The sequence below is a fragment of the Klebsiella sp. GW_Kp182 genome, assembly GCF_040062275.1.
In the GTDB taxonomy this organism is placed as follows: domain Bacteria; phylum Pseudomonadota; class Gammaproteobacteria; order Enterobacterales; family Enterobacteriaceae; genus Klebsiella; species Klebsiella michiganensis.
On record NZ_JBEAFQ010000007.1, the window covers coordinates 93,716 to 111,806 of the forward strand.

The window sequence follows — 18,091 nt, forward strand, 5'->3', positions numbered from 1 at the left end:
ATGACCGCATTTTTTCACTCATCCCCCAGCCTGCGCGAAGAGCGGCTACCCGGCGGGGCGCACACCTCGTTGATTTTGCGCAAAGGGCAGATTCTGCGCCTGACCGATATCGACGGCGGAGCCAACGTCAGCATGATGATGCTGAATCCCCATGAGAAGAGTGAGCGCCTGAATCTGCCGGATACCCTCAAGGGGCAGCACACCGCGCGCCTGACCGCCGGGCACTGTTTCTACTCCGATATGGGGCGCGTTCTGGCCGGGATTGTTGCCGACAGCTGCGGCTGGCACGACCCGTTCGGCGGGATACTCAACGCCGACGAGACGCGTGAAAAATATGGCGCAGGACGCTACCAGGAGCTGCGCAACGGCTTCTACCGCAACGGCGTCGATAACCTGCTGGTTGAAATGGGTAAATGGGATCTGGGCCTGGAGGACCTGCTGATGGTGGTTAACTTCTTCAGCAAAGTCACCGTCGATGAGGATGGCCGTTTTCAGTTTATTTCCGCCAACAGCCGCGCCGGAGATTACGTTGAGCTGTTTGCGCCGATGGATGTCCTCATGGTGCTGACCGCGCTGCCGCATCCTCAGGACCCTGCCGCTGAGTACGCCCCGCGGCCGATCCAGCTGAGCTGGTACCAGGCTGACGATGCGCAGGCGGCCGCGGAAGCGCTCTTTACCCGCGATGAAAACCAGCGCGCGTTCCTCAACACCCAACTTTTTGCCCTGTAAGGAGGCTGCGATGACCCTGATCGCCAGTAACCGTCGTCCCGAAGATGCCGTCTATCGCCATGTGATCCCGGCAGGGGAGCCCTGGCTGTTTGAGGTACAAAAAGGGCAAACCCTGCGCCTGCTTGACCTCGAAGGCAACCAGGCCATTGATACCCTGTTTTACAACGCCGATAACCCCCGAGAACGCTACGATCCGCAGCGCACGCTGCGCCGCCAGGGCAATGCCTATCTGACCACCGGCAGCGTACTCTATTCCAATCTGGGCAATCCACTGCTGACCATCGTTGCCGACACCTGCGGTCGCCACGATACCCTCGGCGGCGCCTGTGCCCAGGAGAGCAACACCGTGCGCTACGCCCAGGATAAACGCTATATGCACAGCTGTCGGGATAATTTCCTCTGCGCCTGCCTGCACGATGGCCGCCTGCATAAGCGCGATATCGGCGCCAACATTAATTTTTTTATGAACGTCCCGGTGACGCCGGAAGGCGGTCTGACCTTTGAGGACGGGATATCGGCGGCGGGGAAATACGTTGAGCTGCGCGCCGAGTGCAACGCCGTGGTGCTGATTTCCAACTGTCCGCAGTTAAATAATCCCTGCAACGGCTGGAACCCCACGCCCGCCGAGGTGCTGGTATGGAACTGACCCGCTGGCAGCGCTGGCGTCTGCTGGCCTTTCGGCTCTTCGCCGTCCGCGCCGACCGCCTGAACAGTACGCCGACGCGCAAACCTTAAGCGCCGGTTCACCCCGGGGACGACCTCAGGGGAACATCGACTTTTTGCGGGACGACCCGCGACCCTGTGAGTTGCGCTTATGTTTGATACCTTACTGATTGCCAACCGCGGCGCCATCGCCTGCCGCATTCTGCGCACCCTGCGCGCGATGCAGGTGAAAGGCGTCGCCGTCTATTCCGAAGCTGACCTGAGTAGTCTGCATATCCGCGACGCGGATGAAGCGTTAAGCCTCGGCGACGGCCCGGCGGCGCAAACCTATCTGGTGACGGAGAAGATCCTCGCCGCCGCGCAGCAGAGCGGCGCCAAAGCGATCCACCCCGGCTACGGCTTTCTGTCTGAAAACGCGGCCTTCGCCGAGGCCTGCGAGGCGGCGGGGGTGGCGTTTGTCGGCCCCACTCCGCAACAGCTGCGCACCTTCGGCCTGAAGCATACCGCTCGCGCCTTAGCCAAAGCCGAGGGCGTGCCGCTGCTGGAAGGCAGCGAGCTGCTGGCCGACAGCGGCGAAGCCTGCCGGGCGGCTGAGGCGGTGGGCTATCCGGTGATGCTCAAAAGCACCGCCGGCGGCGGCGGGATTGGCATGCGCGTCTGTCGCGACGCCCGTGAGCTGATTGAGGCGTTTGCCGCGGTGCAGCGGCTGGGACAAAACAACTTCAGCGACGGCGGGGTATTTCTCGAAAAATATATCGAACGCGCCCGCCATCTGGAGGTACAAATCTTCGGCGACGGGCGGGGAGAGGTCATCGCGCTCGGCGTGCGCGACTGTTCAGTCCAGCGGCGTAACCAGAAAGTGATTGAAGAGACGCCCGCGCCGAATCTGCCTGAAGGGATGGCGCAGGCGCTATGCGCGGCGGCTATCGCGTTGGGTAAAGCAGTGAGCTACCGCAGCGCCGGGACGGTGGAGTTTGTCTACGACAGCGCGGCGCGGCAGTTTTATTTCCTCGAGGTAAATACCCGGCTTCAGGTCGAACACGGCGTCACGGAGCAGGTGTGGGGCGTTGACCTGGTGCGCTGGATGATTGAGCTGGCGGCGGGGGAACTGCCTCCGCTACCTGAGCTGGCCGCCGGGTTACGGCCCCAGGGCCATGCTATCCAGGCGCGAATTTACGCCGAAGATCCGGGGCGGCAATTCCAGCCTTCTCCCGGACTGTTAACGGACGTCTTCTTTCCGCCGGCGGACGGCGCAGCCCTGCGTATTGACCGCTGGGTGGAAGCCGGGTGCGAAGTCCCGCCATTTTTCGACCCGATGCTGGCGAAAGCGATCGCCTGGCGCCCCAGCCGCGATGAGGCTATCGCCGGCCTGGCGCAGGCGCTGGCGGAGACCCGCCTGTACGGCGTAGAAACTAACCGCGTGTACCTGCAACAAATTCTTGGCTTTGCGCCCTTTACCGAAGGCGAGCCCTGGACCCGCTGCCTTGAGCAGCTGCGCTACCGCGCGGCGACCGTGGAGGTGCTGAGCGCCGGAACCCAGACCAGCGTGCAGGACTATCCGGGACGTTTGGGGTACTGGGCGGTGGGCGTACCGCCGTCGGGGCCGATGGACGATCGCGCCCTGCGTCTCGGTAACCGCCTGCTGGGCAATGCCGAGGGAGCGGCTGCGCTGGAAATCACCCTCAACGGGCCGACCCTGAAATTTAATACCGACGTTCAGGCGGTGGTGTGCGGCGCGCCATTGGCGGTGACGCTCGATGGCGTAGACCAGCCGCTGGACTGCGTATTGACTATTCCGGCGGGGGCGACCCTGAAGCTGGGCGCGATAAGCGGCGCGGGGGTCAGAAGCTATCTCTGCCTGAGCGGCGGCATTCAGGTACCGGACTATCTGGGGAGTAAAAGCACCTTTACCCTCGGCCAGTTTGGCGGCCACGGTGGACGGGCGCTGCGCGGAGGCGACGTGCTGCATCTGGCGCCGCACGCCGCCGCCAGATGCGGGGATCAACTACCCGCCGCGCTACGCACAGCGCTGGCTGAGGTGCGGACGCTGCGGGTGATTTACGGCCCCCACGGCGCGCCGGAATTCTTTGCGCCGGAATATATTGCGACGTTCTTCGCCACGGAGTGGGCGGTCCACTTTAACTCCAGCCGCACCGGCGTGCGCCTGATTGGCCCCAAGCCGCTGTGGGCCCGCGACAGCGGCGGCGAAGCGGGGCTGCATCCGTCGAATATTCACGATAACCCTTACGCGGTGGGCGCGGTCGATTTTACCGGCGATATGCCGGTGATCCTTGGACCGGACGGGCCGAGCCTCGGCGGTTTTGTCTGCCCGGTCACGGTGATTGAAGCCGACCTCTGGCAGTTAGGCCAGCTCAAGGCCGGGGATAAGGTGCGTTTCGTGGCGGTGGATTTACCCACCGCCCGGCGGCTGGCGGAAGGGCGGCGCGCCGAGCTGGCGACCCTAAGTCACCAGGCGATAGCCTGGCAGCCCGCGCCGCTGACGTCGCCTGTCGTGATGACCTGCGGCGAGGCGGACAAACGCCTGGTGGCGCGACTCTCCGGCGATACGCATCTGCTGCTGGAAGCCGGGGAGCCGGAGCTGGATCTGGTTCTGCGTTTCCGCATTCACGCCCTGATGCAGGCCCTGGAAGCGCAATCAAGAGACGGCGCGATCGATATCACCCCGGGGATTCGCTCGCTGCAAATCCATTTTCAGCCGGAAACGTTGCCCCTTGAGACGCTGCTGGCGTGGGTGCGCGGCGAGTGGTCCACGGTCTGCCTGAGCGACGATCTGCAGGTGCCGACGCGCGTGGTGCATCTGCCGCTCTCCTGGGACGATCCGGCCTGCCGCAGGGCAATCGATAAATATATGACCACCGTGCGCCAGGACGCGCCCTGGTGCCCGAGTAATCTGGAATTTATCCGTCGCATCAACGATCTGCCCGATGAACAGGCGGTATGGAATACGGTATTTGACGCCAGCTATCTGGTGATGGGGCTGGGCGATGTTTATCTCGGCGCGCCGGTGGCGACGCCGCTTGACCCGCGCCATCGCCTGGTTACCACCAAGTACAACCCGGCGCGCACCTGGACGGCGGAAAACTCGGTCGGCATCGGCGGGGCCTATCTGTGCGTCTACGGCATGGAGGGGCCCGGCGGCTATCAGTTCGTTGGCCGGACCCTGCAGATGTGGAATCGCTATCGCGAGGTAGCGGATTTTGCCGGCAAACCCTGGCTGCTGCGTTTCTTCGACCAACTGCGTTTCTATCCGGTTTCGGCCGAAGAGCTGCTGCAAATTCGCCGCGATTTCCCGCTCGGACGCTACCCGCTGCGCATTGAGCACAGCACGCTGCGGCTGGCGGAATACCAGCAGTTTCTCCGCCGTGAAGCGCACAGCATCGGCGCGTTTCGCGAGCATCAGCAGCAGGCGTTTAACGCCGAACGCGATCGCTGGATAGCCAGCGGGCAGGCCCATTTTGACAGCCAGGAGAGCGCCGTGGATGAGGGCGGAGACGCGCCGCTGCGGCAGGGTGAACAGGGGGTGGAAAGCCCGATTTCCGGAAACCTGTGGCAAGTACAAACGGCGGCAGGCAGCCGGGTCCGCGCGGGGGATGTGCTGGTCGTGCTGGAGTCGATGAAGATGGAGATCCCGCTGCTGGCCCCCTGCGATGGCGTTATTCAACAGGTTCACGTGCAGCCGGGCAGCGCGGTACGCGCCGGGCAGCGGGTGGCGGTGATTATTGAGGAGAAGGCATGATGCAGCAGACGTTTGATTTACGCCTGGCAACCCTGGCGGAGCGTTACCGCACCGGTAAAACCACACCGCGCAGCGTGCTGGCGGACATCCGCCAGCGGGCGCAGGCGCTTAACCCCGAGTTCCGGTTGTTTATCCATATTCTGAGCGAAGAGGAGCAGGAGCCATTTCTGGCGGCGCTGGATGGCCTTTCGCCGGCCGCGCTGCCGCTGTACGGCGTGCCGTTCGCCATCAAAGACAATATCGATCTGGCGGAGATTGTCACCACCGCGGCCTGTCCGGCGTTTGCGTATCGGGCGGAGCAGAGCGCGACGATTGTCGCTCAGCTGATTGCGCTGGGCGCCGTGCCGGTCGGTAAAACCAATCTCGATCAGTTCGCTACCGGCCTGAACGGTACCCGATCGCCGTACGGTCGCTGCCGCAATAGCTATCATGCGGAGTATCCCTCCGGCGGTTCCAGCGCCGGTTCCGCGCTGGCGGTGGCGCTGGGCGTTGCCAGCTTCTCGTTGGGCACGGATACCGCCGGTAGCGGCCGCGTCCCGGCAGGGCTGAATAACCTGGTGGGTCTGAAGGCCAGTAAAGGGCTGATATCCACCGCAGGGGTGGTCCCCGCCTGTCGTACGTTAGACTGCGTGACCTTTTTCAGCCCCACCGCCGACGAGGCCAGCCAGCTGCTGGCGCTCGTCGCACGGTGCGATCCGCAGGACGCCTGGAGCCGCCGTAATCCTCAGTGGAACAGCCGTCAGGCGTTCGGCAGGCCGTCCGCGGGGTTTCGTTTTGGCGTTCCGCGCGAGCTCAATTTCCTCGGCTGCCGCGCAAGCGAACGCCTGTTTTCCCAGGCCCGGCAACGGCTGACGGCGCTGGGCGGGGTGGCAGTTGAGATTGATTTCACGCCGTTTCTGGCGGCAGCCCGGCTGCTGTATGACGGGCCGTGGGTCGCCGAACGCTACGCGGTGGTCGGTCCGCTGATGGCGCGGCAGCCGGAGGCGGTACTGCCGGTTATTCGCGACGTGCTGGCAAAAGCGCCGGGCACCGACGCCACGGCGACCTTTACGGCGATCTATCAGCTACAGCAGTACAAAGCCCGGTGCGACGCGATACTCGAGACCCTGGACTGCGTGCTGACGCCCACCTATCCGCGCCCGGTGACGCTTGACGAGCTGGAGGCGGAGCCGATCGCGCGCAACGCCGATCTCGGGTACTACACCAACTTTATGAACCTGCTGGACTATGCCGCGGTGAGCGTGCCATGCGGATTTATGCCGGACGGATTGCCTTCGGGCGTCACGCTGTTTGGCCGGGCCTTTACCGACCAGTATTTACTGGGCCTGGCCGATGCGTTTCAGCGCGCTGAGCGGCTGCCGCTGCCGGGCGGAGCGCGGCTGGAGACCCCGCCGCCTGAACGCGTCGCCGGGCATGACCGAATGGCGCTGGTTGTTTGCGGCGCTCATCTTTCTGGCCTGCCGCTTAACGGCCAGCTGCTGGCGCGGGGCGGTCGGCTGCTGCAGGCGACCCGCAGCGCGCCCCACTATCGTTTATACGCTCTCGCGGACGGCAAACGCCCGGCGATGGTTCGCGCCGATAGCGGCGGGGCGTCGATCGCGGTTGAAGTGTGGGAGCTACCCAGCGCGGAGGTCGGTTCGCTGCTGGCGGCCATCCCCGCGCCGCTGGGCCTGGGAAAAGTTGAGCTTGCCGACGGACGCCGGTTAGCGGGCTTTATCTGCGAAGCCAACGGATTAGGCGAAGCCACGGAGATTACCGCCTACGGCGGCTGGCGCGCCTGGCTGGCACGCTAAACTACAACCCCCTCCATCAAGAAGCGATGGAGGGGGTTAGTGACAGTGTCACCTTAAATTTCTAACATGCTGAAACATTTCTGCCAGATCATTAGCAACCTTTCGGTAGGGCTCCCGCTGCGATAACGCTATTCTTCCCCGCTTTTCCCTTTTCAGGCACTTTGTAACCCAGGTAAATGACCGCTAATGTCCCTAATGAGAGATGAAATTCGCGACCATTCAGCGGAAAAGATGCTATTTATCCGCCGTGCCGTCATTGCGTTTCTACTGGTGGTGATTTGCTTCGCCATCCTGATCCTTAATCTTTACCGCCTGCAGGTGGATCAGCACGACTTTTATCAGACGCGTTCAAACCAGAACGACATTAAAATGCTGCCCATCGCGCCGAGCCGGGGGCTGATTTTCGACCGCAACGGCATCCCGCTGGTACAAAATATTACCCTCTACCGTTTGCAGGTGATCCCGAGCAAAATCGCCGATATGACGGCGCTGCTGCAGCAGCTGACGCCGATCGTTGATTTAACCCCGCAGGATATCGCCGACTTCCGCGACGATATGCACCACAACAGCCGCTACAAAGAGGTGACGTTAAAATCGGACCTGAGCGATGTTGAAGTGGCGCGTTTTGCGGTCAATGAGTTTCATTTCCCCGGCGTCACGGTGGAGAGCTATCAGCAGCGCGCTTACCCCTACGGCGCCGAACTGGCGCACGTGGTTGGCTATGTCTCGAAGATCAACGACAGCGATCTGCAAAAGCTGGCCAAAGCCGGGGAAGAAGAGAACTACGCCGCCGACCACAATATCGGCAAGCAGGGCATTGAAGGCTACTACGAGAAAGCGCTGCACGGCACCACCGGCTATCAGGAAGTGGAAGTGGATAACCACGGGCGGGTCGTGCGTCTGCTAAAAGAGGTCCCGCCGGTGGCCGGGAAGAACATCTACCTGACGCTGGATCTGCACCTGCAGCAGTATATCGAATCGGTGCTGAAGGGGCAGCGCGCGGCGGTAGTGGCCGTCGATCCGCGCGATGGCGGCGTGCTGGCCATGGTGTCGAGCCCCAGCTACGATCCCAATCCCTTTGTCAGGGGCATCGGCTATCAGGCCTACCGTTCGCTGCTCGATAACCCGGACCGGCCGCTGATTAACCGGGTCACCCAGGGCCTCTATCCGCCCGCGTCGACGGTGAAGCCCTACATGGCGCTGTCGGCGCTGTCGGCGGGCGTGATCACGCCAACCACCTCCTTCTTCGGCGCGCCGACCTGGACGCTGCCGGGGACCCAGCGCCGCTACCGCGACTGGCTGAAGAGCGGCCACGGCATGCTTAACGTCACCAAAGCGATAGAAGAATCGGCGGATACTTTCTTCTATCAGGTGGCGTTTGAGATGGGTATCGACCGCATTCACGAGTGGCTAAGCAAGTTTGGCTACGGTCAGTCTACCGGCATCGATCTTAACGAGGAGTATGCCGGGGTGCTGCCGAGCCGGGAGTGGAAACAGCGGGTGCATAAAAAACCGTGGTATCAGGGGGATACCATTTCCGTCGGTATCGGTCAGGGCTACTGGATTGCCACGCCGATCCAGATGGTCAAGGCGCTGACGACCCTGATTAACAACGGCAAAGTGCAAAATCCGCATCTGCTTTACTCCATGAAGCAGGGTAATAAGGTCGAGCGCTATCAGCCGCCGCAGGATCTGCCGCAGGTTGGCGATCCGCATTCGCCGTACTGGGGCGTGGTGCGCAACGGCATGTACGGCATGGCGAACCTGCCAAACGGCACCGGCTATAAGCTGTTCCATACCGCGCCGTACCAGATCGCCGCAAAATCCGGGACGTCCCAGGTCTTCAGCCTGAAGGAGAACCAGACCTACAACGCGAAGATGATCCCGGTGCGCCTGCGCGACCATATCTTCTATACCCTGTTCGCCCCCTATCAGCATCCGAAGGTGGCGATGGCGCTGATTCTGGAGAACGGCGGCGGCGATGGCGTGGTTGCGGGACCGACGGCGCGCGCCATCCTCGACCATATCTTCGACCCGGCCAACGCGCCGGCGGAACAGGGCGCGACGTCGACGGTGCCGCAGGTGGAGAGCGCCGACGCGCAGTAAACGTTATTCACTCTGAGCATAAGCGTTAGCGGATTGGTTATTTGCCGCCGCCGGCGCTTTTGCTCATAGTAGCGTTCTGTATTGCTGTGAAAAAAGGCGCTCTGATGTCGTTAAGCCGAAATACGCTTCTTCTTGTACAAACCGGGACTCCGCCGGATGAAATCGTCTCCGACCACGGCGATCTTCCCCTCTGGTTTGGCAATTTACTGGCGCCGTGGCGCAAAAAAATCAGCGTGGCGCGCGTCTATGCCGGAGAGCCGCTTCCCGTGCCGGATAACGCGACCATCGCGGTGATTACCGGCTCCTGGGATATGGTGACCGAACGCCTGCCGTGGAGTGAAATGACCGCGGCCTGGATCCGCGAGGCGATGGCGATAGAGATGCCGCTGTTTGGCGTTTGCTACGGGCATCAGCTGATGGCGCACGCCCTGGGGGGTGAGGTGGACTACCATCCAGCCGGACGCGAAGCCGGGAGTAAAACCATTTCGCTGTCCGCACACGGCCTGGCGGATCGTCTGCTGGCTGACCACCCGGCGCCGTTCAGCGCGCACCTCACGCATATGCAAACGGTCACCCGATTACCGCCAGGGGCGAAGGTGCTGGCTTCGTCGCAGCACGACCCTCACCAGATTGTACGCTACGGCACGCATGCCGTTTCTACGCAGTTTCATCCGGAGATCACCCCGGCGATTGCCCGCTCGCTGATCGCGTTCCGCCAGGCGGCGCTGCGCAACGAGGGGGTTGACCCGGACAGGATGAGTCGTGACGTTGTGGAGAGCCCGGTGGCCTCGGCGATTCTGATCCGCTTTGTCGCAGGCTACCTGCAGCCAGACCTGAACCCGGCTTAACCTCAGCGCTGTTTTTCCGCGAGCCAGGCCGCCGTTTCACCGAGGATTTCGTCGGAAAACGTTGAATCTGCGGTCATCCGCGCCAGAATTAACGCGCCGACCATGGCCGACCAGCTGCCAATCGCCGCGCGGCGGCTGGCTTGAGCGTCCCGATCATCCATCGCTTCACTGAGCTGCGCTATCTGCTGCTGCAGCCGCGCACTCATTTCGTCACGCGCGGGTTCGGACTGGCGGATGGTTTCCGCCGCCAGCGCCGCCAGCGGGCAGCCGCTGGCAAAATTATCCCGATGTTCGGGGGAAAGATAACGCTCGATTTGCGCGACGACGTCGTTTTTCGCCGCGTCGTTCTCTATCTTCAGTTCCGCGAGGGTTTGGGCGATCAGGTCATCCTTCGATTTGAAGTAGCCGTAGAATCCGCCGTGGGTCAGACCGGCTGATTTCATAATATCGGTGACCGTGACCGCGTCAAAACCCCGCTCGCGAAACAACCGCCCGGCGGCGGTCAGGATTGTCTGCTTATTCTCTTCAACCTGTTTTCTGCTCACTCTCATGGCGTCGTCCTGCTGCGAAATTATTTATGATGACCATCATATAACATTATTTACAGCATACCCAGCCCGTGCCATTATACATGACGACCATCATGTATAAATTGAGGAGTACACCTATGAGCAGTGAATCAGCGGTGCTGGTAACCGGCGCATCGACCGGAATTGGCGCAGTCTATGCCGAACGTTTTGCCCGCCGCGGCCATGACCTGGTGCTGGTCGCGCGTAATCACGAGCGGCTGACGGCGCTGGCCGAGCGGCTGCGCGACGAAACCGGCGTTCAGGTCGACATCCTGCAGGCCGACTTAACCCAGGATAGCGACATCGCCGCCGTGGAGCAGCGGCTGCGGGAAGACGCGCGTATCAGGATTCTGGTCAACAATGCCGGCACCTCGATTCCCGGTGATTTCCTCCACCAGAGCAGTGACGATATCACTCGCCTGATTACCCTCAACGTGACCTCTGTGGCTCGCCTGGCGAACGCGATCGCGCCGCGTCTGGCCGAGGCCGGAGAGGGGGCGATTGTCAACATTGCGTCGGTCGTTGGGCTGGGTCCGGAAATGGGGTTGACCGTCTACGGCGCCACGAAAGCCTTTGTGCTGTTTCTCTCGCAGGGGCTCGACGTTGAGCTGAGCGCGAAAGGCGTATACGTTCAGGCGGTACTGCCGGCGGCAACGCGCACCGAGATTTGGCAGCACAGCGGCAAAGACGTGGATACCATTCCCGGCGTCATGGAGGTGGATAAACTGGTGGATGCCGCCCTGGTGGGGTTCGACCGCCGCGAATCGGTGACCATACCGCCGCTGCATGATGAAACGCAGTGGCAGACGCTGAACGCGACGCGTCAGGCCATGCTCCCCGGCTTTGCGCAATCTGAACCCGCGGCCCGTTACCTGTCGCGATCGTGAGTTTGTCGCACCGTGTATCGGAAAGGAGAGTCGATACACGGTGCGACAACATCCCGCCATGTCACGCCCGGCACGGATACAATGCCTCCGAGAAAAATCGTGACAACGTCACAAATTCAGGGCGAAAAACCATTAAAAAAGCCGATAAGGTGAGTTATCGGCTTTCAAGGTTAATGCGAAAACACATTTACTGCGCCAGCAGCTCCTGGGCGGTACGCTCTACCAGACTCAGCAGCACCTTCACGTCCTCTAACGTCACGATCGGGTTCAGCAGCGTCAGCTTCAGACAGGTGACGCCGTTGTGCTCGGTCACGCCGACGTTAGCGCGACCGGAAGCCAGCAGCGCATCGCCAACCCGCTGGTTGAGCAGGGCGATCGCGGCATCGTCGCTGCCCGCCATCTGCTGCGGACGGGAACGGAACAGCACGCTCGCCAGCTGCGGCTGCATGACCAGCTCCAGCGTCGGCTGCGTTTTGACGTAATCCGCCACGTTAAGCGCCATCGTCACGCCGTGATCGATGATTTCCGCGTACTGCTTCTGGCCCAGCGCCTCCAGGCCCATCCACAGCTTCAGCGCGTCGAAGCGGCGGGTGGTCTGCAGCGATTTGGATACCAGGTTCGGTACGCCGTGCTCTTCATCAAACTCAGAGTTCAGATAGGCCGCCTGATAGCGCATCAGCTCATAGTGGCGGGCTTCTTTTAACAGAAACGCGCCGCAGCTGATGGTCTGGAAGAACTGCTTGTGGAAATCCAGGGTGATGGAGTCCACTAAGTCAATGCCGTCCAGACGATCGCGATACTTCTCGGACATCAGCAGGGCGCCGCCCCAGGCCGCGTCAACGTGCAGCCAGATCTGGTGCTCAGCCGCGACGGCCGCAATCTCGCGCAGCGGGTCGATTGCCCCCGCGTCGGTGGTGCCGGCGGTGGCGACGATGGCCATAATCTGTTCGCCGTTAGCCTGCGCCTCGGCGATTTTCGCTTTCAGATCCGCCACGTCCATCCGCGCGAATTCGTCGGTTTTCACCAGCGTCACGGAACGGTAGCCGAGGCCCATCAGCGCCATGTTCTTCTGCACCGAGAAGTGGGCGTTTTCTGAACACAGCACTTTGTACTGACGAATATCGCCCGGCAGACCATCCTGCTGGATGGAATGACCCCGGCGGGCAAAGAAGGCATCGCGCGCCAGCATCAGCCCCATCATGTTGCTCTGGGTGCCGCCGCTGGTGAAAACGCCCGCATCGCCGGCGCCGTAGCCGACCTGATCGCGCAGCCATTCAATCAGCTTGATCTCGATGATGGTGGCTGACGGGCTTTGGTCCCAGGAGTCCATGCTCTGGTTGGTGGCGTTAATCAGCACTTCCGCCGCCTGGCTAATCACCAGGCTCGGGCAGTGCAGATGCGCCACGCACTGCGGGTGATGTACCGACAGGCTGTCTTTCAGGAAGTACTCGATCGCACGTTCAATCGCCGCCTGGTTGCCCAGACCCTGTTCGTTGAAATCAAGGGTGATGCGCTCACGCAGTTCGTCAACGCTTTTCCCCTGATACATTTCAGGCTGCTGCAGCCACTGCGCTACCGCCTGGCTGGTCTGGGCGATCGCTTGCTGGTAGGCATCAATACTTTGCGCGGAACCAGCAAGAATCGGATTCAACTTGGACATTGCGGTCACTTACTCCACTCAGACCGGTTTTACGCCGGCGGCCAGCAGGGCCTGTTCAAATTTGTCGAAGAAAATTTCCAGCTCAGCGTTGCTGATCAGCAGGGACGGCAGCAGACGCAGCACGCAGCCGTGGCGGCCGCCGCGCTCGAGGATCAGACCCGCTTCGAAGCATTTCTTCTGCAGCAGCGCGGAGAGTTCGCCATCCGCCGGGTAGCAGCCCATGTGGTCCGGCGCTTCGTTCGGTTTAACGATCTCGATGCCGATCATCAGGCCCAGACCGCGAACGTGGCCGATAACCGGATAGCGTTTCTGCATCTCGGCCAGCTTGCCTTTCAGCCATTCGCCCTGAGCGGCGGTTTTATCCGCAATGTTATTATCTTTCAGGTGGCGCAGGGTGGTCAGGCCGGTGGCCATCGCCAGCTGGTTGCCGCGGAAGGTGCCGGTATGGTGACCCGGTTCCCAGGCGTCGAACTGCTTTTTGATACCGAGAACGGCCAGCGGCAGACCGCCGCCAACGGCTTTCGACATCACGATAATGTCCGGCTCGATGCCCGCGTGTTCGAAGGCGAAGAATTTACCGGTACGCGCAAAGCCAGCCTGAACTTCATCGATGATCAGCAGAATGCCGTGTTCCTGAGTCACTTTACGGATGCGCTGCAGCCACTCGACCGGAGCCGGGTTCACGCCGCCTTCACCCTGAACGGCTTCCAGGATCACCGCCGCCGGTTTACGCACGCCGCTTTCGACGTCATTGATCAGGTTTTCGAAGTAGTAAGTCAGCGCTTTCACGCCGGCTTCACCGCCGATACCCAGCGGGCAGCGGTACTGGTGCGGGTAAGGCATAAACTGCACTTCCGGCATCATGCCGTTAACCGCCGCTTTTGGCGACAGGTTGCCGGTGACGGACAGCGCGCCGTGGGTCATCCCATGGTAGCCGCCGGAGAAGCTGATCACGGAAGAACGGCCGGTGTATTTTTTCGCCAGCTTCAGCGCCGCTTCCACGGCGTCAGCGCCGGACGGACCGGTGAACTGCAGGCAGTATTCTTTGCCTTCGCCCGGCAGCAGGGAAAGCAGGTATTCAGAGAAGCGATCTTTTAACGGAGTGGTCAGATCGAGAGTATGTAACGGCAAGCCGCTGGTAATGACACTTTGGATGCTCTGCAGCACATCAGGGTGGTTGTGGCCGAGTGCCAGAGTACCTGCGCCGGCAAGGCAGTCCAGATACTGTTTATTATCCGCATCGGTCAGCCAGACGCCTTCCGCTTTGGTAATCGCAAGGGGCAGCTTGCGCGGGTAGCTCCTGACATTCGATTCGAATTCAGCCTGACGGGCCAAAAAGGTATCGTTGTTTGCATCTAATAAATCTGCGCCTAAAGTATCAATACGGACTTTATCCGTCATCATATCACTCCCACAACCAGCGTTACGGTTGAGCGCTGGTTGAATAAATTGGTGTAAGAAATTGAATCGCCATGCATTAAAGCGGGCACAATATATGGCTTTTTAGATACGCATTCAACGTTTTATTGATTAAGGTATATTTACGTTATTTTTACACTGGCAAAAACCAACGTAACCATTTGATTTAAATCAGGTGTTTTAAAGGATAAAAGACCTTTAAAATTGTAATTATTAGTGAGGAAGTTTCTCGTTTTTTAATACTGCCGCGCGGGCATTGCTGGCGAAAAGTTTCCGCCAGCAATGGCATGGCTCAATGCAGCTCAACCGCATAATTTGTTAAAGGTGTGACTTTTTTCACCAACTTATTGTTATATAAAAACTGTTCATAAGCTTCATACCGTGGTTTATCCAGCGCCGCGGGATCGCTGGCAAACAGAGGAAGGGTTTTCAGCCATGCCTGCTTGTTCAGTTCGGTGTTGAGCTCGGGATGCGCGGCGGCAAACGTCTGCCAGGTTTCCTGCGGGTGAGCGCGCAGGTAAGCGACGCCTTTTTGCAGCGCCTTGAGGAAGGCCCTGATTTTCGCCGCGTGGACTTCATCCCGGTTGGCGACAATCACCAGCTCGTCGTAGGCCGGTACGCCGTAATCCTCAACGTTCATCACCTGCGGATCTTTCCCCTGCAGCTTCAGCTCCAGCGCTTCGATATTACGATAGCCGCCAATGACCGCGTCGACCTGTCCGGCCAGCAGGGCGCTGGTCAGCTGGAAGTTAACATTGATGAGCTTGATGCTTTTGGGATCGATTTTCGCATGCTGCGCCATGGTGGCCAGCGTCGCCTGTTCGATGCCGCTCACCGAATACCCCACTTTTTTGCCCTGCAGATCGGCGGGAGATTTTATGCTTTTATCCAGCGCGATCACCGTATTCAGCGGCGAATTAATCAGCGTGCCGACGCGGACCAGCGGCAGCCCTTCATCAGCAAAAAAATGCACCTGCGGCTGGTAGGTAATCGCCAGGTCCGCCTGGCGGGCGGCGACCAGCCGCGGCGGCAGCGCCGGGTCGGACGGCGGCACAATCTTGACGTCCAGCCCCGCGTCTTTAAAGGCGCCAATCTGTTCGGCCACCAGGATCGGCGCGTGGTCGGGATTGATATACCAGTCCAGCACCAGAGTGAGTTTCTCGTTGGCCAGCGCCTGACCGCTGAACAGCGCGGCAATCGTCATACCGGCATAAACACGTTTACGCATGATTAGTCCTTTTATTTAAGAGCGTTATTCCGGCGTCCAGTTAATCAGCCGGTGTAAGAAAGCATCCACCGCCAGCCAGAGCAGGACGGTCAGTAGCACCAGAATAAACAGGGCCGCAAAGCAGATATCGGTTTGCAGACGGGCGTTGGCGTTAAGCATCACGTAGCCCAATCCTTCGGCTGAACCGACCCATTCGCCGATGATCGCCCCGATGGGGGCGACGGCGGCCGCCATCCGCAGGCCGGAACCGAGGGCCGGAAGGGCAGCCATCAGGCGAACGTGGCGCAGCTGCGCGCCAAAAGAGGCCCCCATCGTGCGCGCCAGATCGAGATAGTCGTGGTTAACCCGGCGCAGACCGTCGAAAAACGCCGAGGTGACGGGAAAGAAAATCACCAGCACCGCCATCATGACCTTGGCGCTCATGCCGAAACCGAACCACAGCACCAGCAGCGGGGCAAGGGCGAAAACCGGGATCGCCTGACTGGTCAGCACCAGCGGCATCAGCCAGCGCTGAAGGCGAGGCGAGACAATCATGCACAGCGCCAGGATCACGCCGAGCAGAACGCCGAGCGCGAGGCCGCTGAGGATCTCGCTTAATGTGATCAGCGTGTGTTCGCCGAGGTACGCGCGGTTGACCCACAGAGCGCTTGCCACCGCCGAGGGGGAAGGCAGCAGGAAAGCGGGAATGCCGCTGCGGGTCGCCAGCCACCAGAGCAGCAGCAGGCCGCAGAACACCACGGCGGCGCGAAACAGTTTTGCGCTCATCCGTTAGCCCTTATGAGCTGTTGCAGCAGCTCCGCCTGGCTGGCCAACAGCGCCGGGTCGTCCGGCGCGCGCGGCGGCATGCCGGAGAGGTGATGCCCGTCGTCAATCCCGCCGGGAGCGGGGGAAAGGACCAGCAGACGGTGGCTCAGGCGGCAGGCTTCCATCGGGTCGTGGGTGATCAGCACGACGGTGCGGTTTACCAGCAGCCCGGCGGCCAGGGTCTGAATGCGCGTGCGGGTAATCGTGTCGAGCGCGGAAAAGGGCTCGTCCATCAGCACGATGGGCCGGTCTTCGTAGAGCGTACGCGCCAGCGCCGCACGCTGGCGCATGCCGCCTGAGAGGGCGGCCGGGCGGTCGCCGGCGCAGTGTTCGAGGCCAACCTGCTGTAACAGCGCGGCAACCCGCCGATGGTCCACGCGCTCCCCGCGCAGACGCGCGCCAAGCGAGACGTTATCGCGCACGCTTAACCACGGATACAGCAGATCTTTTTGCCCCATCCACGCCAGCCGCTTGTCTATTGGCTGCCCGTCGCTGGCGCGAACCTCACCGGCGGTGGCTTTTGCCAGCCCGGCGATAATACGCAGCAGGCTGGTCTTTCCGGCGCCGCTGGCCCCCAGCAGCGATACCCACTGGCCGCCGGGGATAGTGAACGTCAGATTGTCGAAGATCTGCCGCGAGCCAAAGCGCAGGCCCAGGCCGCGCACCTCAATTCCGGGAGCCGTCACGCCGGGCGCTCCGCGACGGCGTTAAGGCCCATCTGCCAGAAGTTAGCCTCCAGACGCGTGGCGGTGGTGAAAATAGCGCTGAGTTCAGCGAAACGCGCCTCGCCGCCGCGCTGCTGCCAGAGGGTTTCCAGCAGGCCGATGGCGTTATTGACGCCGTTCAGGTAACCCTCATCGCCGTAGTTGCGGATCCACGAGGCATAAGTATTGTCAGCTAAGTGGGTCGCCGGATCGTGCAGCAGGCCGAGGCCGATTTCCGCGTAGCCGGCAACGCAGGGCATCAGCGCCGCCAGCAGATCCAGGGCGTCGCCGGAGTGGCCGATGTCCAGTACGTAGCGGGTGTAGTTGACGGTTTCCGCGGCTTCCGTTTCGGCGGCCATCGTCGCTTCATCCAGCCCCCATTCCCGGCAGTAGCCAACGTGGAGCGGCAGTTCGTCGAGAATGGCGTTCATCGACGCGGCGGCAGCGCGCATTTCCGCCAGGGTGCGCAGCTTGCTGACCAGCAGGGCGTAGCTGCGGGCGAAGTGGATCAGAAACAGATAGTCCTGCGTCAGATAGCGGCGAAAAGCGGGCTCGGGGAGGGTACCGTCGGCGAGCTGGCGCAGGAAGGGGTGGGCGACGTAGTGCTGCCAGTCGGCGCCGGCCTGCTGACGCAGACGACCATAAATACCCTGGGTAAACGCGGGAAGAATCACAGGACCTCCTGAAAAAAGGGAGATCCGGGCGTGCTGAAAGAAGTGTGAACAGGCAATGGCGCAAAACTGGCGGAAATGCCGACCCGTCCCTTCGCTGGCATGACCCAGATCAGGTTCAAAGGGTTCGGCTTACGCCATCTCAGCCCTCACGGGACACCCCTCGGTTTGGCCCCTGTTATACGACATTCCCTTTTTGATTACAATGCTGTGAATTTTATGAGGAAAGGTGACGTTGTCACGTGTGAGTGTC

14 protein-coding genes and 1 riboswitch are annotated in these 18,091 nt (G+C 61.3%); of the genes, 7 read left to right on the forward strand and 7 right to left on the reverse strand.

The annotated features are described in order from the left end of the window. The 6 genes from ABLU88_RS08925 to ABLU88_RS08950 all read left to right on the forward strand — a co-directional run bounded on the left by ABLU88_RS08925 (position 1) and on the right by ABLU88_RS08950 (position 9,896). Positions 1-729 (forward strand): urea amidolyase associated protein UAAP1, encoded by a 729-nt coding sequence (locus ABLU88_RS08925; protein ID WP_038424496.1) that lies wholly within the window; start codon positions 1-3, stop codon positions 727-729. Between the two features lie 10 nt (positions 730-739). Beyond that, positions 740-1,375 (forward strand): urea amidolyase associated protein UAAP2, encoded by a 636-nt coding sequence (locus ABLU88_RS08930; RefSeq protein ID WP_009652130.1) that lies wholly within the window; start codon positions 740-742, stop codon positions 1,373-1,375. A gap of 168 nt (positions 1,376-1,543) precedes the next feature. Further along, on the forward strand, positions 1,544-5,149 hold the full coding sequence (gene uca, locus ABLU88_RS08935) for an urea carboxylase (RefSeq protein ID WP_154905550.1): 3,606 nt from the start codon (positions 1,544-1,546) through the stop codon (positions 5,147-5,149). Beyond that, complete coding sequence (gene atzF, locus ABLU88_RS08940) at positions 5,146-6,942, forward strand: allophanate hydrolase (RefSeq protein WP_348836343.1); 1,797 nt, start codon at positions 5,146-5,148, stop codon at positions 6,940-6,942. Before uca ends, atzF begins: the two co-directional genes overlap by 4 nt. A gap of 186 nt (positions 6,943-7,128) precedes the next feature. Beyond that, positions 7,129-9,048, forward strand: a complete 1,920-nt coding sequence (gene mrdA, locus ABLU88_RS08945; RefSeq protein ID WP_004850811.1) for a penicillin-binding protein 2 — start codon at positions 7,129-7,131, stop codon at positions 9,046-9,048. A 104-nt stretch (positions 9,049-9,152) separates the two neighbouring features. Further along, a complete protein-coding gene (locus ABLU88_RS08950) occupies positions 9,153-9,896 on the forward strand; it encodes a glutamine amidotransferase (protein WP_025108285.1) in 744 nt (247 codons plus the stop codon). A gap of 2 nt (positions 9,897-9,898) precedes the next feature. On the opposite strand, the gene ABLU88_RS08955 is transcribed toward ABLU88_RS08950, so the two are convergent. Then, positions 9,899-10,447, reverse strand: coding sequence for a TetR/AcrR family transcriptional regulator (locus ABLU88_RS08955; protein WP_025108286.1), 549 nt, complete (start codon positions 10,445-10,447; stop codon positions 9,899-9,901). 116 nt (positions 10,448-10,563) lie between these two features. Between ABLU88_RS08955 and ABLU88_RS08960 the strand changes: the two genes are divergently transcribed. Further along, on the forward strand, positions 10,564-11,352 hold the full coding sequence (locus tag ABLU88_RS08960) for an SDR family oxidoreductase (RefSeq protein ID WP_032719072.1): 789 nt from the start codon (positions 10,564-10,566) through the stop codon (positions 11,350-11,352). Between the two features lie 187 nt (positions 11,353-11,539). Here the strand turns inward: ABLU88_RS08960 and ABLU88_RS08965 are convergent, their stop codons facing one another. The 6 genes from ABLU88_RS08965 to ABLU88_RS08990 form a co-directional block, all read right to left on the reverse strand. Further along, on the reverse strand, positions 11,540-13,021 hold the full coding sequence (locus tag ABLU88_RS08965; RefSeq protein ID WP_177950435.1) for an aspartate aminotransferase family protein: 1,482 nt from the start codon (positions 13,019-13,021) through the stop codon (positions 11,540-11,542). A 9-nt stretch (positions 13,022-13,030) separates the two neighbouring features. Next, entirely contained in the window at positions 13,031-14,416 is a 1,386-nt protein-coding gene (locus tag ABLU88_RS08970; protein ID WP_009652210.1) for a diaminobutyrate--2-oxoglutarate transaminase, read from the reverse strand. A 307-nt stretch (positions 14,417-14,723) separates the two neighbouring features. After that, on the reverse strand, positions 14,724-15,659 hold the full coding sequence (locus ABLU88_RS08975) for an ABC transporter substrate-binding protein (protein WP_048263072.1): 936 nt from the start codon (positions 15,657-15,659) through the stop codon (positions 14,724-14,726). A 24-nt stretch (positions 15,660-15,683) separates the two neighbouring features. Further along, positions 15,684-16,424, reverse strand: a complete 741-nt coding sequence (locus ABLU88_RS08980; protein ID WP_004850829.1) for an ABC transporter permease — start codon at positions 16,422-16,424, stop codon at positions 15,684-15,686. After that, positions 16,421-17,149: an ABC transporter ATP-binding protein gene (locus ABLU88_RS08985; protein WP_032695014.1), complete on the reverse strand. Its 729-nt coding sequence runs from the start codon at positions 17,147-17,149 to the stop codon at positions 16,421-16,423. The genes ABLU88_RS08980 and ABLU88_RS08985 overlap by 4 nt, the downstream gene beginning before the upstream one ends. Beyond that, positions 17,146-17,841: a TenA family protein gene (locus ABLU88_RS08990; protein WP_064374962.1), complete on the reverse strand. Its 696-nt coding sequence runs from the start codon at positions 17,839-17,841 to the stop codon at positions 17,146-17,148. Before ABLU88_RS08990 ends, ABLU88_RS08985 begins: the two co-directional genes overlap by 4 nt. A gap of 69 nt (positions 17,842-17,910) precedes the next feature. Then, positions 17,911-18,012, reverse strand: a riboswitch (TPP riboswitch). Positions 18,013-18,091 lie beyond the last annotated feature (79 nt).

What these genes read in the sequence shown, in the direction of transcription:
- ABLU88_RS08975 (WP_048263072.1), bottom strand. Translation starts at nt 15,659, where the DNA reads ATGCGTAAACGTGTTTATGCCGGTATGACGATTGCCGCGCTGTTCAGC.
- ABLU88_RS08925 (WP_038424496.1), top strand. Translation starts at nt 1, where the DNA reads ATGACCGCATTTTTTCACTCATCCCCCAGCCTGCGCGAAGAGCGGCTA.
- mrdA (WP_004850811.1), top strand. Translation starts at nt 7,129, where the DNA reads ATGTCCCTAATGAGAGATGAAATTCGCGACCATTCAGCGGAAAAGATG.
- ABLU88_RS08930 (WP_009652130.1), top strand. Translation starts at nt 740, where the DNA reads ATGACCCTGATCGCCAGTAACCGTCGTCCCGAAGATGCCGTCTATCGC.
- ABLU88_RS08970 (WP_009652210.1), bottom strand. Translation starts at nt 14,416, where the DNA reads ATGATGACGGATAAAGTCCGTATTGATACTTTAGGCGCAGATTTATTA.
- ABLU88_RS08960 (WP_032719072.1), top strand. Translation starts at nt 10,564, where the DNA reads ATGAGCAGTGAATCAGCGGTGCTGGTAACCGGCGCATCGACCGGAATT.
- ABLU88_RS08950 (WP_025108285.1), top strand. Translation starts at nt 9,153, where the DNA reads ATGTCGTTAAGCCGAAATACGCTTCTTCTTGTACAAACCGGGACTCCG.
- uca (WP_154905550.1), top strand. Translation starts at nt 1,544, where the DNA reads ATGTTTGATACCTTACTGATTGCCAACCGCGGCGCCATCGCCTGCCGC.
- ABLU88_RS08980 (WP_004850829.1), bottom strand. Translation starts at nt 16,424, where the DNA reads ATGAGCGCAAAACTGTTTCGCGCCGCCGTGGTGTTCTGCGGCCTGCTG.
- atzF (WP_348836343.1), top strand. Translation starts at nt 5,146, where the DNA reads ATGATGCAGCAGACGTTTGATTTACGCCTGGCAACCCTGGCGGAGCGT.
- ABLU88_RS08955 (WP_025108286.1), bottom strand. Translation starts at nt 10,447, where the DNA reads ATGAGAGTGAGCAGAAAACAGGTTGAAGAGAATAAGCAGACAATCCTG.